General features: G+C 74.2%; 15 protein-coding genes. 11 read left to right on the forward strand and 4 right to left on the reverse strand.

All coding sequences use genetic code 11. The features are described 5' to 3' along the window. Positions 1 to 1,082, reverse strand: a 1,082-nt coding sequence (locus ACFV0G_RS12825; protein ID WP_380545825.1) for an Lrp/AsnC family transcriptional regulator, incomplete at its 3' end; no start/stop codon positions are given. Between the two features lie 130 nt (positions 1,083 to 1,212). Here ACFV0G_RS12825 and ACFV0G_RS12830 point away from each other — a divergent pair. After that, complete coding sequence (locus ACFV0G_RS12830; RefSeq protein WP_380545827.1) at positions 1,213 to 2,625, forward strand: MFS transporter; 1,413 nt, start codon at positions 1,213 to 1,215, stop codon at positions 2,623 to 2,625. A gap of 43 nt (positions 2,626 to 2,668) precedes the next feature. Here the strand turns inward: ACFV0G_RS12830 and ACFV0G_RS12835 are convergent, their stop codons facing one another. The 3 genes from ACFV0G_RS12835 to ACFV0G_RS12845 form a co-directional block, all read right to left on the reverse strand. Next, entirely contained in the window at positions 2,669 to 3,418 is a 750-nt protein-coding gene (locus tag ACFV0G_RS12835) for a DUF6585 family protein (protein WP_380545829.1), read from the reverse strand. A 191-nt stretch (positions 3,419 to 3,609) separates the two neighbouring features. Continuing rightward, positions 3,610 to 4,188, reverse strand: coding sequence for a hypothetical protein (locus tag ACFV0G_RS12840; RefSeq protein WP_380545831.1), 579 nt, complete (start codon positions 4,186 to 4,188; stop codon positions 3,610 to 3,612). Between the two features lie 291 nt (positions 4,189 to 4,479). Beyond that, positions 4,480 to 4,851 carry a VOC family protein gene (locus tag ACFV0G_RS12845; protein WP_380545833.1) on the reverse strand — a complete coding sequence of 124 codons (372 nt, stop codon included), beginning with the start codon at positions 4,849 to 4,851 and terminating at the stop codon, positions 4,480 to 4,482. A 252-nt stretch (positions 4,852 to 5,103) separates the two neighbouring features. Here ACFV0G_RS12845 and ACFV0G_RS12850 point away from each other — a divergent pair, with 252 nt between their 5' ends. The 10 genes from ACFV0G_RS12850 to ACFV0G_RS12895 all read left to right on the forward strand — a co-directional run bounded on the left by ACFV0G_RS12850 (position 5,104) and on the right by ACFV0G_RS12895 (position 15,029). Then, complete coding sequence (locus tag ACFV0G_RS12850) at positions 5,104 to 5,991, forward strand: LLM class flavin-dependent oxidoreductase (RefSeq protein ID WP_380545835.1); 888 nt, start codon at positions 5,104 to 5,106, stop codon at positions 5,989 to 5,991. 120 nt (positions 5,992 to 6,111) lie between these two features. After that, complete coding sequence (locus ACFV0G_RS12855; protein ID WP_380545837.1) at positions 6,112 to 7,398, forward strand: hypothetical protein; 1,287 nt, start codon at positions 6,112 to 6,114, stop codon at positions 7,396 to 7,398. A gap of 205 nt (positions 7,399 to 7,603) precedes the next feature. Beyond that, entirely contained in the window at positions 7,604 to 8,527 is a 924-nt protein-coding gene (locus ACFV0G_RS12860; protein ID WP_380545839.1) for a hypothetical protein, read from the forward strand. Between the two features lie 52 nt (positions 8,528 to 8,579). Next, positions 8,580 to 9,395 (forward strand): hypothetical protein, encoded by an 816-nt coding sequence (locus tag ACFV0G_RS12865; RefSeq protein WP_380545841.1) that lies wholly within the window; start codon positions 8,580 to 8,582, stop codon positions 9,393 to 9,395. Continuing rightward, complete coding sequence (locus tag ACFV0G_RS12870) at positions 9,392 to 10,288, forward strand: hypothetical protein (RefSeq protein WP_380545843.1); 897 nt, start codon at positions 9,392 to 9,394, stop codon at positions 10,286 to 10,288. The genes ACFV0G_RS12865 and ACFV0G_RS12870 overlap by 4 nt, the downstream gene beginning before the upstream one ends. Next, the gene (locus tag ACFV0G_RS12875; protein ID WP_380545845.1) at positions 10,285 to 11,283 is read left to right on the forward strand and encodes a hypothetical protein; all 999 of its coding nucleotides are present in this window, start codon (positions 10,285 to 10,287) and stop codon (positions 11,281 to 11,283) included. Before ACFV0G_RS12870 ends, ACFV0G_RS12875 begins: the two co-directional genes overlap by 4 nt. Before the next feature lie 117 nt (positions 11,284 to 11,400). Then, positions 11,401 to 12,420 carry an ABC transporter ATP-binding protein gene (locus ACFV0G_RS12880; RefSeq protein ID WP_380545847.1) on the forward strand — a complete coding sequence of 340 codons (1,020 nt, stop codon included), beginning with the start codon at positions 11,401 to 11,403 and terminating at the stop codon, positions 12,418 to 12,420. Then, a complete protein-coding gene (locus ACFV0G_RS12885; protein WP_380545850.1) occupies positions 12,404 to 13,294 on the forward strand; it encodes an ABC transporter permease in 891 nt (296 codons plus the stop codon). The genes ACFV0G_RS12880 and ACFV0G_RS12885 overlap by 17 nt, the downstream gene beginning before the upstream one ends. A 9-nt stretch (positions 13,295 to 13,303) precedes the next feature. Beyond that, a complete protein-coding gene (locus tag ACFV0G_RS12890; protein ID WP_380545852.1) occupies positions 13,304 to 14,221 on the forward strand; it encodes an ABC transporter ATP-binding protein in 918 nt (305 codons plus the stop codon). A 91-nt stretch (positions 14,222 to 14,312) separates the two neighbouring features. Continuing rightward, the gene (locus tag ACFV0G_RS12895; RefSeq protein ID WP_380545854.1) at positions 14,313 to 15,029 is read left to right on the forward strand and encodes an ABC transporter permease; all 717 of its coding nucleotides are present in this window, start codon (positions 14,313 to 14,315) and stop codon (positions 15,027 to 15,029) included. The last annotated feature ends 138 nt before the right edge of the window (positions 15,030 to 15,167 follow it).

Raw genomic sequence — 15,167 nt, forward strand, 5'->3', positions numbered from 1 at the left:
GCCCCCCCCGCCCCCTCCCCCCCGCCGCCCCCCCCCCCGGGCCGCCCCCCCCGGCCCCCCGCCCCGGGCCGCGGCGGCGGCGGGGTGCGCGGGTCGATCGGCACATAGCCGCGCGCCCGCCCCTCGTCGTCCAGCAGCCGCCCGACCAGCTTCACCGTCCGCAGCGTCAGCTGCCGCTCCCGCACCCGCGCGTCCGGGAACCGGCGGCCCAGCTCCGCCTCCAGCCGCCGCACGTCACCGAGCCGGTGCGTCAGCAGGTACGCCGCCAGGTTCGCCTCGCCCACGGTCACCGCGCACATCCGGGTCTGCGGCTGCTCGCACAGCCACCGCGCGGCCGCCGGCAGCCGGTCGGCCGGCACGTCCAGCCACAGCATCGTGCCCAGCGGATGCCCGGTCAGCCGCGGCGACGCGTCGCACCGCAGCACCAGCCGCCCCGAGGCCCGCAGCTCGGTCAGCCGCCGCCGCACCGTCGTCGCCGGCAGCCCGGTGCGCTGCGCCAGCTCCGCGTACGGCATCCGGCCGTCCGCCCCGAGCGCGTGCAGCAGGTGCAGGTCCTCCAGCAGGTCCCGGCCCGGCCCGGCCCCCGGCACGGCCGCCGGCGGCCCGCCGATCGCCGCACGCTGCCCCGCGTCCAGCGCACCGTCCCGCCAGCGGCTGCCCTCCCGCAGCATCCGCTCCACCATCGACGTCCGGCTGCGCAGCACCCCCGGGACGGTGCCCAGCCGCCCCAGCACGTACCCGCTCAGCTGCGCCGGCTCCAGCCCGGCGACCGTGACCACCAGATCGGCCCGCCCGCTGACCACCTCGATGCTCGCCGCCTGCGGGTCCTGCGCCAGTTCCGCGGCGACCGACGCCACCGCGTCCGCCCGGCACTCCACCTCGACCAGCGCGCTCACCCCGTGGCCGAGGCGCTCCGCCGACGGATAGCAGGACACCCAGGCGTCCCCCTGCCCCGAGAGCCTCGCCCAGCGCCGCGACAGCGTGGCCGGATCCACCCCGAGCGGCACGGCCAGCCGCGACCAGGGCGCCCGCGGATCCACCCGCAGCGCGTCCACCAGGGCCAGGTCCAGCTCGTCGATCATGGCTGATCCTTGCGTACGGGGGGCGGCAACAGCGGATCCGTGCGCATGCGGCCGCTCGGGCCCCAGGTTAGCCATCCTGTCCGCCACCAGGCGCGCTGCCCGGCGCCCCACGCCCCCCACGGATGTGCCCATGCCCGGTTACGGCCTCGTCGTGCCCCTGCTGATCCTCATCGAGTTCGCCAGCGGCATGCTCCAGGGCGCCGTCCCCATCCTGCTCCCCCAGCTCGCCGGCTCCGCCCACCTCGGGGCGGGCGACCAGGCGCTGGTCACCGGGGTGGAGTTCCTGGTCTCCGGAGTGGCCGTGCCGCTCACCTCCCGGCTCGGCGACCTGTACGGCCACCGGCGGCTGCTGCGGATCACCGCGGTGCTCTGCACGGCCGGCTTCGCGGTCACCGCCCAGGCCGCCTCGCTCGGCGGACTCCTCGCAGGCCGCGGCCTGTGCGGCTTCCTCGCCTGCTGGCTGCCGCTGGAGTTCGCGCTGCTGCGCGACCGGCTCGGCGCCGACCGCGGCGGCCGGGCGATCGGGCTGCTGGTCGGCTCGCTCACCCTCGGCGCGGTCGCCGGCGCGGTCGCCGCCGGCACCCTCGCCACCGACCCCGGGATGCTCCGGCCCACCCTGTGGGGCCTGGTGGCCCTGCCCGCGCTCGCCCTGCTCGTCCTCGCCCGCAGGATCCCCGAGTCCACCACCCGGGCCGACGGCCGGATGGACTGGCCGGGCGCCGCTCTGCTGTCGCTGGGCCTGCTGGTGCTCTTCGGCGGACTCGGCGGCGCGGGCCGGGCCGGCGGCCCGCTGACCGCCGGCTGCTTCGCCGCGGCCGCCGTCCTGCTGGCCCTCTTCGTCCGCCGGGAGCTGCGCACCGGCACCCCGATGGTCGACCTGCGGGTGCTCGCCGGGCGGACCACCGGCCCGGTCTTCGTGCTGAGCTTCCTGCTCGGCTGCGTGCTGTACGGCTCCCAGGCGCCGACGCTGGCCTTCCAGGCGGCCGTCCCGGCGGAGGCCGGATACGGACTGGGCGCGGACTCGCAGACGCTCGGCCTGCTCACCCTGCCGTCCGTCCTCGGCGCGACCCTCGGCGCGGTGGCCGCCGACCGCCTGGCCCGCCGGTTCGGTGCCCGCCCGGCACTGGTCGGCGCCTTCGCCCTGGCCACCGCCGGGTACGCCTCGATCACCGCCGTGCACGGCAGCGCGCTCGCCTTCGCCGTCCCCGGCGCACTCACCGGCTTCGGCGCCGGCATCGCGCTCAGCCTGCTGCCCGGCCTCCTGCTGCACCGGCTGCCCGCCCACCAGACCGGCATCGGCACCGGCGTCTACAACACCCTCAAGACCCTCGCCGGCGCCGCCACCGGCGCCGTGGCCGCCGCCCTCCTGGACACCGTGCTGCTGCGCCCGGGGCTCCCCTCCGAGGGGGCCTACACGGCGGTGTGGGCCGGCTGCACGCTGCTGGCGGCCGGCGGGGTCGCGGTGGCGGCGGCGCTCCGGCAGGCTCCGGCCGCCGGACCGGTGGCGGACGCCCGTCCCGTCCCCGCGGCCCAGGCCGGCTGACGCCGGCCGCCCGGCCGCGGGCGGGGCGGTACGTGGGGGAGGGTCAGAAGGCGCGGCGGCGGATCGCGTCGACGGTGGCCAGGAAGAGGAAGAAGTTCGGGATCTGCCCCACCTGGGTGTTGGACCAGGGGAGGAACTTGCCGGACTTCTTCAGGAAGACGACGCCGTTCTTCACCTCCAGGCCCTGGATCTGGCTCCACTCCACCGCGCCGCGCTTCGGCGTGGCGATGCCGCCGGTCGTCACGGCCAGGTCGCCGAAGCGGACGGTCTCACCGCGCCGCAGGGACTCCAGCACGCCGGGCAGCTGGGCCCGGGTGATCTCCTGCTGGATGGCGGCGCCCCAGCGCTCCGGCTGCTCGTAGAAGTTGGTCAGCTTCAGCGTGGAGCCGTCCCGGGTGTACAGGGTGTAGAGGTAGCTGGTGCCGACGTGGATGCCGTTGGCGTACCGCTCGGTGATCTGCTGCAGGGCCGCCATCGAGTCCCACCGGAAGCACCCGACCGGGCCGGTGTGGTCGGCCACGATCAGGCCGCGCTCGAAGAGGTGGATGCGCTTGGCGGCCTGCTTGCGGTTCAGGTTCGGGCTCTGGACGAGCATCCAGACGAAGAACAGCCCGGGCAGCACGAAGAGGGCCAGGCCGAACAGGGCGAAGAGCACCAGGCCGGTCATCCGCACCGCACCGAGCCGCTTGGGCAGGAACGTCTCCCAGAACGTGCCGAGGCCCTCGGCGGTGGCCAGGTGGACGACGTCCTGCGGGAGCTGCTGCGCGGGCGGGGCGGCAGTGGGAGCGGTCATGGCGTTTCTCTTCCGGCTGTGCCCGTGAGTTGCGGGGGAGGCGGGCAGGCGATCAAAGCGACCGGATCATATGACAGTCCGCCCGGCCGTCCACAGGGACCGCCCCCACCGCCGGAGGCGGAATTGCCAGCGGCCCCGCCGCTTTCGCGGAGGGGCCGGGGAAAGCAGAGCTCCGTCAATTCCCGGAGTGGTCAGCTGCCGAACGTTCCGCAGGCGGAGTCGACCTTGGAACCGTCGGCGGTGAGACGGCTCTCCAGATCCGCGCTGCCGGCCTTCCCGTCGGTGAGGTCGGTGTTGAGCTCCTTGAAGTCGTCGGCCAGGCGCTGGATGGCCGCGCGCGCGGCGTCGTCGCCGCTCTTGGCAGCCGCGCTGCTCAGCTCGGTGGCGAGGGCCTGGAGATCGGCCTTCATCGCGTTCGGGTCGTTCTGGTCCGCGTTCAGCTTCGCCTCGCCGTAGGTGGAGAGGGTCTGCTTGGCCGACATGCAGCCGGCGTCCGAGGCCTTGAGCAGGTGCGGAACGAAATAGGCGATCGGGGCGATCCAGAGGATCGACAGGATGATGCCGATCCAGGACATGACCTTGCCGCGGCCGGCCTTCTTCGCACGGACCAGGCCGGCGATGCCGAAGCCGAGCCCGAAGAGGATGCCGCCGATGAGGCCGAAGATCAGGGACGCGACGGCGAAACCGTTCTTCTTCTTCGGCTCGACCGGGGCCGGGTAGCCGTACGGTGCACCGGTCTCGGGGCCTGCCTGATAAGTGGGCTGGGACACGTCGATCCTTAGAGGTGTAGAAGACTCTGGCGCTCCCCGTCAGCGGTGCATATGACTATCGGGTATTCCGCTTCCTGGCAAGGGTTTGCAGGTCAGCCTCGGCGCGAACGCGCCGAGTTTTCCCGTCGGGTACGAATAAAGGCCCCGTGGCGTTCGTTTTCTCCCCCCACCGGACCGGCACGCGACCGGCCTTCGGCGCGTGCCCGGCGGAGCGTGAACTCCGGCCTGCCGCGCGGGCTTTCGCCACGGCCACGGCACACCGCCCGCCGGGCGGCGCATCGTCGGGTGCCGCTAGCCGACGAGGGTCTGCTTCGGGCGGACCACGCAGAACTCGTTCCCCTCGGGATCGGCCAGCACGGTCCATGACTCCTTGCCGCTCTGCCCGACATCCACCCTGCGGGCGCCGAGCGCGAGGATGCGCTCGATCTCGGCCTCCCGGTCCTCCGCGCCGGACGTCAGATCGAGGTGCAGGCGGTTCTTGACGACCTTGCGGTCGGTCACCGGCATGAAGCAGATGCCCACCGGCGCGGTCGGGTCCGGCCCGATCACCACCTCGCGCTCCCGCTCGGACAGGACCCGCCAACCCAGCACCTCGGCCCAGAACCGTGCCAGGGCCGGCAGGTCGTGGGCGTCGATGACGATGTGGTGCAGCGACAACGGCATACCGGTCAGTGTGCCCCTCGATCGCCCGGCCGAGTCCTGGGCGCGGACGGCGGACCGGCCTACGCCTGCGGCTGAGGGGGTGGCGGCACCCGGGCCCGCGGCCCGAGGTGAGCATGGCCACCGGACCCGGCCGGCGGAGCGCCATTTCGGCGACGGTCGCATCGATCGCGTCCGCGTGGCCGTGCGGGCCCGCCCGCTCGACGAGCTCGGCCGAGGCCCTCGCGGCCTGCTCGGCGACGTAGGGTCGAGGGCATGCGTCTGAGCACCGTGATCCTTCCCATCCACCGGTGGGGCGAGGGTCAGAAGATCTGGCGGCGGGCCGAGGACCTCGGGTTCCATGCCGCGTACACCTATGACCACCTGTCGTGGCGGTCCTTCCGGGACGAGCCGTGGTACGGGGCGGTCCCGACACTGACGGCGGCGGCCGCGGCGACCGAGCGGATCCGGCTGGGGACGCTGGTGACCTCGCCGAACTTCCGCCACCCGGTGACGCTGGCCAAGGACCTGCTGTCCGTGGACGACGTCTCGGACGGGCGCCTCACGGTCGGGATCGGGGCCGGCGGGGTCGGCTTCGACGCGACGGCGATGGGGCAGGAGCCGTGGTCGCCGAAGGAGCGGGCCGACCGGTTCGCCGAGTTCCTGGCGCTGCTGGACGAGCTGCTGACCAACGACTCCACGACGCGTGAGGGCACCTTCTACTCGGCCGTCGAGGCCCGGAACATCCCCGGCTGCGTGCAGCGGCCAAGGGTGCCGTTCTACGTCGCGGCGACCGGGCCCCGCGGCCTGCGGCTGGCCGCTGAGTACGGCCAGGGCTGGGTCACGTACGGCGACCCGCGCGGCCCGGCGGACGTCCCGGTGAACCAGGCGCCGGCCGTGATCGCCGCACAGCTGGAGAAGCTCGCCGCCGCCTGCGAGGCCCGCGGGCGGGACGTCGCCGAGCTGGAGAAGGTGCTGCTGCAGGGCTCCACGGCCGAGCGCCCGCTCGACTCGCTGGACGCCTTCGTCGACTGGGCGGGCACCTACCGCGACCTCGGGATCACCGAGCTGGTGATCCACTGGCCGGTCCCGGACTCGATCTTCGCGAGCGACCTCGCGGTGTTCGAGCGGATCGCCACCGAGGGCCTCGCACAGCTGGGCTGACCTCGTTCTTCGCGTCGAACGGCCCGTCCCCGGACAACCCCGGTGACGGGCCGTCCCGCTCTCTCCTACGCTTCGGTGGTCGTGCCGCATCCGGCACGGCGTTCGAAGGGGAGGGACGCGATGAGCGGCGGTCAGTGGCAGGCACCCGGGTACGGTCCGGGCGGGGCGCCCGGCGGGTGGCCCGGCGGTCCGGGGTACGGCGCCGGACCGGGTGCCGGCCCGTACGGCTGGGGCTACCAGGCCTATGTGCCGAAGCCGGGCGTCGTGCCGCTGAAGCCCCTCGCCGTCGGCGACGTCTTCTCCGGTGTCTTCGCGACCCTCCAGCGCTACGCCGCGGCCCTCTACCTCCCACTGCTCTGGTCCGCACTGGGCAGCCTGGTGGTGGCCGGCGGCTGCGCCGGCGTGGCCGCCGCCACGCTGAGCGGCGTGTTCGACGCCGTGCGGGAGCACCGCGACCCGACCGGCGCCGAGCTCGCCTCGGTGTTCGCGGTGGCGGGCGGCAGCCTGCTCCTGCTGCTGCTCTGCCTGCTCGTGATGAGCGCCGTCGCCACCGCGACCGCCACCGTGGTGGTCCGCCACGCGGTGGTCGGCCGCCGACTGACGGCGCGCCAGGCCTGGTCGGAGGCGCGGCCGGTGCTCGGCCGGGTGCTGGTCTCCCAACTGCTGGTCGGGGCGATCCCGTTCGCCGTCATGCTGGTGTCCTGCCTGCCGATGGTGCTGCTCGCCGTGCTGACCCACGGCGGTCCGGCGACCGCACTGGGCCTGCTGCTGGTGGTCCCGGGCTGGCTGGCCGGGCTCTACGTCGGGGTCAGGCTGGTGCTGGACGTCCCGGTCCTGGTCCTGGAGGGCGCCTCGCAGCGGACGGCGCTCCGCCGCGCCTGGAAGCTGAACGAGGGCGCCAGCGCCTGGTGGCGCAGCCTCGGCATCCCGTACCTGGTCAACCTGGTGGGCTCGACGGTGGGCCAGTTCGTGGTCATGCCGTTCGTGATGGCGGGGATGTTCGTGCTGACCGCGGGCCTGCCCAGCAGCCAGGAGCCCGGTGCCGCGCCCGAGCTCAGCCCGGGTGCGGTGATCGCCGCCGTGGTGCTGTCGGCCGTGGGCGTGTTCGTCGGTGCCGCGCTCACCGCCCCGCTGACCCCGGTGACCAACGCGCTGCTCTACATCGACCGCCGGATCCGCCGCGAGAGCCTGGACGTGAGCCTCGCCGCCGCCGCCGGCGTCACCGGCTGGCCGCAGGCCGCCGCGCCGACCGCCGGTCCCGGAGCCGAGCCGGCGGGCCGGACTACCGCCGAACCGACGGGCGGTCAGGACGCCGACGGTCCTGCCGCAGAGGGTGCGGGCCCCGTCGGCCTGGCCAAGGAGGGCCCGGCGGGAGGGCCCGAGACGGGGGACGGCCGGGAGAACTGACGGGCGGTCGTTGCGGTTGGGTCACGACGTGTCCGACATAGCGGCACCTCGGGCAGATTGTCTTGAACAACTCTGTTGTTGGCCGAGACCGTTCGCTCTCATAATTCTCTCGCCCGTGCGGTGACCTGGTCGGATGGCGGCAGATGGGGGTGCCGTTCCCGCCCCGTGCGTGGCATCCGTCTGCCATGTCATTGGGGGGAGTTCCTTGTCCGCGCCCGACAACGCGCCGCCGGCCGTACCCGAGCCGGCGCCCGCACCGGCCGCCCTCGAACCGCCGGCACCCGCCGCCGCGGATCCGGTCGGCACCGCCGTGCCCACCGAGGCGACCGATCCGGTCCAGGCCACCGAGACCACCGAGAGCATCGCGCCCGCCCGGGTCCGCCGGATGCCGCGTGCCATGACCGTCGCCCTGGCCGCCACCGGTCTGCTCGCGGTCACCGCGGCCAGTGCCGCGGTGACCGTGGCGGTCGGCCGGCCCGACCGCACCGCCCCGGTGGCCGCCGCCGCACCGTCGGCGGCCGCCTCGCCGTCCGCCTCCCCGAGCGCGTCCGCCCCGGCGTCCGCGTCACCCGCGGCCAGCTCCGCGGCACCCGCTCCGACTCCGAGCAGCACCGTGCACGGCACCGTCTCCGGCGGTACGCACGGCGGCGACATCCGCTACTTCCTGCTGCCGCTCCCGGCCGGCGCCGAGTCCTACGGCTCCGCCGACGGGACCTCGCTGAGCACCAAGGAGGTCTCGGAGCAGTTCAGCAACTCCGACGAGATGCCGGACATCCTGAAGTCGTACGGCTACCGGAACGACGCCGCCGAGCGGCGGTACCGCACGGCCGACGGCAGCCAGGAGGTCTACGTCCGGATCCTGCGCTTCTCCGGCCGGTCGATGGCCAAGGAGTTCGCCGACGGCCTCAAGTTCAAGTCGGGGGACTCCTTCGACATCGACGGCGACGGCAATGCCCAGGGCGTCATGATCAAGCCCGAGCAGGAGGCCTGGACCGGCGAGATGATCGGTGTCTCGTTCTCCGGCGACATCGAGTACGAGGTCAAGGTCTACGTGAAGGGCACGCCGGACAAGGCGCTGCTGGTCGACGCGATGAAGCGTCAGCGCGAGAGGCTGGCGACCGGTGGCTGAGCCGCAGCCGGCGACCGGGCCGGCCCCCTCCCCCGCGGACCTGGAGCACCCTGTGACCCCCGTGACCCCCGAAACGTCAGAGGCCTCCGAGGCTCCCGAAACCCCGGCACCGGCCGCAGTAGCAGCCGTAGTTGAGACCGAGACCGAGACCGAGACCGAGACCGGGCCGCGCGTGCGCGGGCCGCGGACGGCCCGGCTGCTGCTGGCCGCGCTGCTGCTCGGACCGGTGCTCGGCGCCGGCATCGGGTACGCCGTCCAGGCGGGCCGCCCGCCGACGCCGCTGCCGCCGCTCGGCACCGGCCCGCTGGCGTACCCGCAGGCGCGGCTCGACGCGAAGGACGCCGCCGCCCTGGAGCCCAAGCCGCTCAACATCGACGGCGACCTGCGCAAGCTGCTGATCGACCGTCCGGCCGGCACCCAGGACTGGGACAACTACGGCGAGGGCAACGCGGCGGGCTGGCTGACCGCCGGGTCCAAGGCGATGTCCTTCGGCGACTCCGCCCGCGAGTTCCGCTCCCTGATGGCGGCCGACTTCCGCCGCGACGCGTTCCTGGCATTCAGCCGGGGCGACACCCACTACCGGATCGAGCTGATGCAGTTCGCCGACAGTGGCATCAACGCCGGGGTCACCGCGTGGACGATCAAGTTCCCGGAGGAGGGCGGCGCCATCCCCGGGACGGCGAACGGCTACTACTCCGCGCCGCACCGGCAGGAGCACTACGACGACAGCACCGAGACGTTCTACTACGGCCAGGCGACCGCCCGGCGCGGCACGGTCGTCATGCGGATCTACATCTACTCGCCCAACCCGGTCGATGCGAACGAGCTCAAGGACCTGGCGACGCGGCAGTGGGAGAGGCTGAAGTGAGCGACACCGCAGTGAACCCGCCCGGGCCGGGCACGGACCCGTCGGCGGCCCCGACGGACGTTCCCGCTCCCCGCTCCGAGGCCGTCCCGGCTGCCCCTTCCCCGGTCGAGGCACCCGTGGCCCCGGCGCCCGCGGCCACGGCTGCCGCTCCGCGGCGGGTGTCCTTCGCCGTGCGCGCGGCCGCCTCCGTGGTGGCCGCCGCGCTGGCCGGCGTCGTCATCGGCGTCGGCATCCTCAAGGTCCACTACGACGACGCGCCGGCCGTGGCCGCCCCGGCACCGTCCGGCACGGCGCCCGGCGCCTCGCCCAGCCCGTCGTTCAGCGCCAAGTCCAACGGCACGCACGTCGGTTCGCTGCGCGCCATGCTGCTGCCCGTCCCGGACGGCTACCGGCTCGGCCCGGACGCCGGCGCGTACGGCAACGACACCGAGCTGACCGAGGAGCAGCGCAAGTCCTGGATGGAGGACGAGATCCGCGGCCTCCCGACCAAGCTGCAGGACGCCCTGCGCAAGGAGTGGCCGAACACCCCGCTCAGGGGCGGCAGCGTCCGCACCCTGGCCTCGTCGGACGACGAGGTGACGGCGACCGTCTGGCTGCTCCAGTACCAGCACCAGGACGCCGTGCGGGCGAACGAGGCGTGGATGACCGCGCTCGGCTCCGACTCCGGACTGTTCCGGATCGGTCCGTCGGTCCCCGGCCACACCGAGGCGCACTGCTTCCTCCCGTACCTCGAACCGGGCGCCCAGATCGACAGCCTGGATTGCTCGGCGGCCCTGGGCGACCTGCGCGTCGTGTTCCAGGTGGAGGGCGTGGCCCCGCTGCCGAAGGACCGACTCGTCTCCCTCTTCGCCAAGCAGCTCGACCGCCTGGCCCTCCCCGGAGCGTCCGCATGACCGAGACCACCGAATCCGCCGACCGGACGGCCGCTGCGTCCGCCGGTCCCGCGTCCGCCGCCCCCGGGACCGTGACCCCCGCCGCCCCGGAAGAGGCCGCCCCGGAGCGGACCGCCCCCGAGGCCGACCCGCTCGGTGCCTGGGCGGACCGCTCGGTGCTGGAGCGGGCCGCTGCCGATCAGGCGAAGGGCCGCCGCGGTGCGCTGCTGCGCTGGGGCGCGGCCGTCCTGGTCCTGGCGCTCACCGGCACGGGGGCGGCGCTGGCCGTCACCGCGCCGGACCGCACCGACCTGCCCGGCCTGGCCACCCCGAACGACGGCCGCTACGCCTTCCCGAAGCTGGAACTGCCGCCGCTGCCCTCGGGCCGGCCCTCCCCGGCGGAGTCCGCCGCGAACGGCCGGCACTACGCCGACCTGCGCGCACTGGTGCTGCCGCTGCCCAATGGCGCGGTGCCCGAGCAGCCGTCGGCGACTCCCTCTGCCCCGGCGAGCCCGTCCGCGTCCGGCCGCACCGCCTCGGCCGCCGCCGCGTCCGGTCCGGCGGGTCAGGGCGCGCAGTGGGCGGCCTGCACCGACTTCGCGGGCAGCCGCGCCGCCGATGCCGCGGTCGCCGCCGAGATGTCGGAGTTCGGCTGCCGGACCGCCGTCCGGCGGGTGTGGACGGCGGCGGACGGCACGCGGACCGAGATCTGGCTGTTCCGGACCGGCTCGCCGGCCGAGACGTCCGGCCTCTACACCCAGCTGACCTCGGGGGCGTCCAAGGACCTCCCGGGGATGGAGCCGGACGACTTCACCCTCGACCAGGACCTGATGAAGGCCCAGGGGACCAGCAGGCTCCAGCAGTCGAAGGAGCAGGCCGGCGGCACCCCCACCGTGCGGCTGGCCCAGCTGGTCTCGGGCGACGTCGCCGGGGTCGTTCTGATGACCAACCCGAAGGGCGTGGCACCCCAGGCCTTCCGCCAGGTGACCCTCCTGCAGGTGCAGCTGCTGCAGTGATCTGCCCCGCCGGTGCCCCCGACCCCTAGGGGACGGGGGCACCGGGATCATCCCGGAGGATCAGGCCGCGCTCGTCATCGCAGCTCATTCCGCTGCGGACGGCGCACCGCTACGTTGATGACCGTGTCCACTGTCATCGCAACGGACGACCTCACCATGAGGTTCCCCCGGGTCACCGCCCTGGACCGGCTCACCGTCGAGGTGCAGCCCGGGGTGGTCGGCCTGGTCGGTGCCAACGGTGCGGGCAAGTCCACTCTGATCAAGATCCTGCTCGGGCTCTCCCCGGCCACGTCCGGTACGGCCCGGGTGCTCGGCCTGGACGTCGCGACCGAGGGCGCGGCGATCCGCGAGCGGGTCGGCTACATGCCCGAGCACGACTGCCTGCCGCCCGACGTGTCCGCGACCGAGTTCGTGGTCCACATGGCCCGGATGTCGGGGCTCCCGGCCGCCGCCGCCCGCGAGCGGACCGCGGACGTGCTGCGCCACGTCGGCCTCTACGAGGAGCGCTACCGCCCGATGGGCGGCTACTCGACCGGCATGAAGCAGCGGGTGAAGCTCGCCCAGGCGCTGGTGCACGACCCGGAGCTGGTGCTGCTCGACGAGCCGACCAACGGCCTCGACCCGGTCGGCCGGGACGACATGCTGGCGCTGATCCGCCGCGTGTACACCGACTTCGGCATCTCGGTGCTGGTCACCACCCACCTGCTCGGCGAGCTCGAGCGCACCTGCGACCACCTGGTGGTGATCGACGGCGGCAGGCTGCTGCGCTCGTCGTCCACCGCGTCGTTCACCGAGGCCACCCGGGTCCTCGCGGTCGAGGTCTCCGACCACCCGGAGGACGCCGTGCCGGATCCGGCCGGCGCCGTCCGCGACCGGCTCGCCGCGGCCGGCGTGGCGGTCCGCGCCGACGGCCCCAGCCTGCTGCTGGTCGAGATCGCCGGCGACGACACCTACGACACCGTCCGCGACACCGTCGCCGGCCTCGGTCTCGGCCTGGTCCGCCTGGAGCAGCGCCGCCACCGGGTCGCCGAGCTGTTCGGCGCACCCGCCGTCGAGCAGCAGTCCGGCGATCGGCAGTCCGCCGAGCACCAGCCCGCCGAGCCGATGGGAGGCCCCGCCGATGCCGCACTCTCCTGACATCCCCTCCGCCGACGGCGGGGTCATCCACAACATCGGCTACCGCCGCTACCAGGGCCCTCGGCTCGGCCGCGGCTACGCCACCCGCTCGCTGTACGAGCAGGGCCTGCGCGGTGCCTTCGGGCTCGGCCGCTCCGGCCGGTCCAAGGTGCTGCCGATGGCGATGTTCGCGCTGCCGGCGCTGATCGCCGTGGTGGTGGTCGCCGTCCAGATCGTCGCGGGCCGCACCGAGCCGCTGGTGGACTATCCGCAGTACCTCCGTGCCATCGGCCTGATGACCTGGATCTTCGTCGCGTCCCAGGCGCCGGTCATGCTCTCCCGCGACCTGCGCCACCAGACCGTGCCGCTGTACTTCTCCCGGCCGATCACCCGCGCCGACTACGTCCGGGCCAAGTTCGCGGCGATGGCGAGCGCCCTGCTGATCGTCATGGTCGTGCCGCTGCTGGTGCTGTACCTCGGCTCGATCCTCGGCAAGCAGAGCATCGGCCACCACACCGTCCACCTGCTGTACGGCCTGGTCGCGGCGGTGCTGTACGCCGTCCTGCTGGCCGCGATCAGCCTGCTGATCGCCGCCTCGACCCCGCGCCGCGGCTTCGGCGTCGCCGCGGTCATGGGCGTCCTGGTGATCACCAACATCGTGGCGGGCATCGTGTCCGGCCTCGCGGGCGACCCGGGCTCGTCGTCGGGCTGGGCCGCCATGCTCTCCCCGACCATGCTGGTCGACGGCATCGTCAACCAGATGTTCGGCCTGGTCACCGACGCCTCGGTGATCCACGCGCCGGGCGCGCTCGGCCTGCTGGCCTTCTGGGCCGAGTTCCTGTTGCTGACCGCCGCCTGCTACTGGTTCACCGACCGCCGCTACCGGAAGATCTGAGGGCGCGACATGGCCGTCATCACCATCGACAGGGTGTCCCGCTGGTTCGGCAACGTGGTCGCCGTGAACGACGTCTCGATGCAGATCGGCCCCGGTGTCACCGGGCTGCTCGGGCCGAACGGCGCCGGCAAGTCCACCCTCATCCACATGATGAGCGGGTTCCTGCCGCCGTCCGCCGGCGAGGTCGCCCTCGACGGCGTGCCGATCTGGCGCAACCAGGACGTCTACCGGGCGATCGGGCTCGTCCCCGAGCGGGAGTCGATGTACGACTACCTGACCGGCTGGGAGTTCGTCCTCGCCAACGCCGAACTGCACGGCCTCGCCGACCCGGCCGCCGCCGCGAGGCGCGCGCTCGCCCTGGTGGAGATGGAGTACGCGCAGGACCGGAAGACCGGCACCTACTCCAAGGGCATGAAGCAGCGCGTCAAGATGGCCTCCGCGCTCGTCCACGACCCGGCCGTGCTGCTGCTCGACGAGCCGTTCAACGGCATGGACCCGCGCCAGCGGCTCCAGCTGATGGAACTGCTGCGCCGCTTCGGCGCCGAGGGGCGGACGGTGCTGTTCTCCTCGCACATCCTGGAGGAGGTCGAGCAGCTCGCCCGGCACATCGAGGTCGTGGTGGCCGGCCGGCACGCCGCCTCGGGCGACTTCCGCCGGATCCGCCGGCTGATGACCGACCGCCCGCACCGCTACCTCGTCCGCTCCAGCGACGACCGGCAGCTCGCCGCCGCGCTGATCGCCGACGGCTCCACCTCGGGCATCGAGTTCGACGCCCAGGAGCGTGCGCTGCGCATCCAGGCGGTGAACTTCCAGGGCTTCACCACGCTGCTGCCGCGGGTCGCCCGGGACGCCGGGATCCGGTTGTACACCGTCTCCCCGGCCGACGAGTCGCTGGAGAGCGTCTTCTCCTACCTCGTCTCCTCCTGACCCCGGCCCGGCCGCTCGCCGCGGCCGCCACCGCGCCCCGGCGCACCGCCGTCACCCGCCACCGCTGCCCCCGCCGAAGGAAGGCCCCACCGTGAACCCGACCGTCGCCAGGCTGACCGTGCGCGGCCTGCTGGGGCGCCGCCGCGGCATCCTGCTGCTGGTCGTCCCCGCCGTGCTGCTGGTCATCTCCGTGATCGCCCGCGCCGTCTCCGGCACCCCGGACCTGCTCCCCGCCCCGGTGCTCGGGCACCTCGGGGTCGGCACCCTGCTGCCGATCCTCGCCCTGGTGGTCGGGACGGGCGTGATCGCCACCGAGATCGAGGACGGCTCGATCGTCTACCTGCTGGCCAAGCCGCTGCCGCGGCCGCAGATCATCACCACCAAGCTCGCCGTCGCGGTCGTGACCACCTCGCTGCTCGCCGCCGTCCCCACCTACCTGGCCGGACTGGTCCTGGTCGGCACCCGGGACGGCGTCGCCGCCGGCTACGCGGTCGCCGCGCTGGTCTCCGGGGCCACCTACAGCGCGCTGTTCCTGCTGCTCGGCGTGGTCACCCGGCACGCCGTGGTGGCCGGCCTCGGCTACGCGCTGGTCTGGGAGAGCCTGGTCGGCAACTTCGTGCCCGGCGCCCGGACGCTGAGCATCCAGCAGTGGGGCCTCTCGGTCGGCCGGTCGGTCGCCGCGGAGGGGGCGATCGCCGCCGATGTCTCGCTCACCGTCGCGGTGTCGCTGCTGGTCGTGGTCGCCGTGGCGGCCACCGCGCTGGCCGCCGTCCGCCTCGGCGGGCTCACCCTCGCCGGGGAGGAGTGACCCGCCGACGGCAGTGAGCGGTCAGCGGACCGTACGGTCGCGGGGGGCGGCCCCCCCCGCCCCCGCGGCCCCCCCCCCCCCCCCCCCCCGACAGCGGCGCCGGCGCCCCCCCCCCGCCGCGCGGCGGGGGGGGAGGCC

Origin of the sequence: Kitasatospora sp. NPDC059571, from assembly GCF_042735675.1 — a bacterium.
Classification (GTDB): Bacteria; Actinomycetota; Actinomycetes; order Streptomycetales; family Streptomycetaceae; genus Kitasatospora.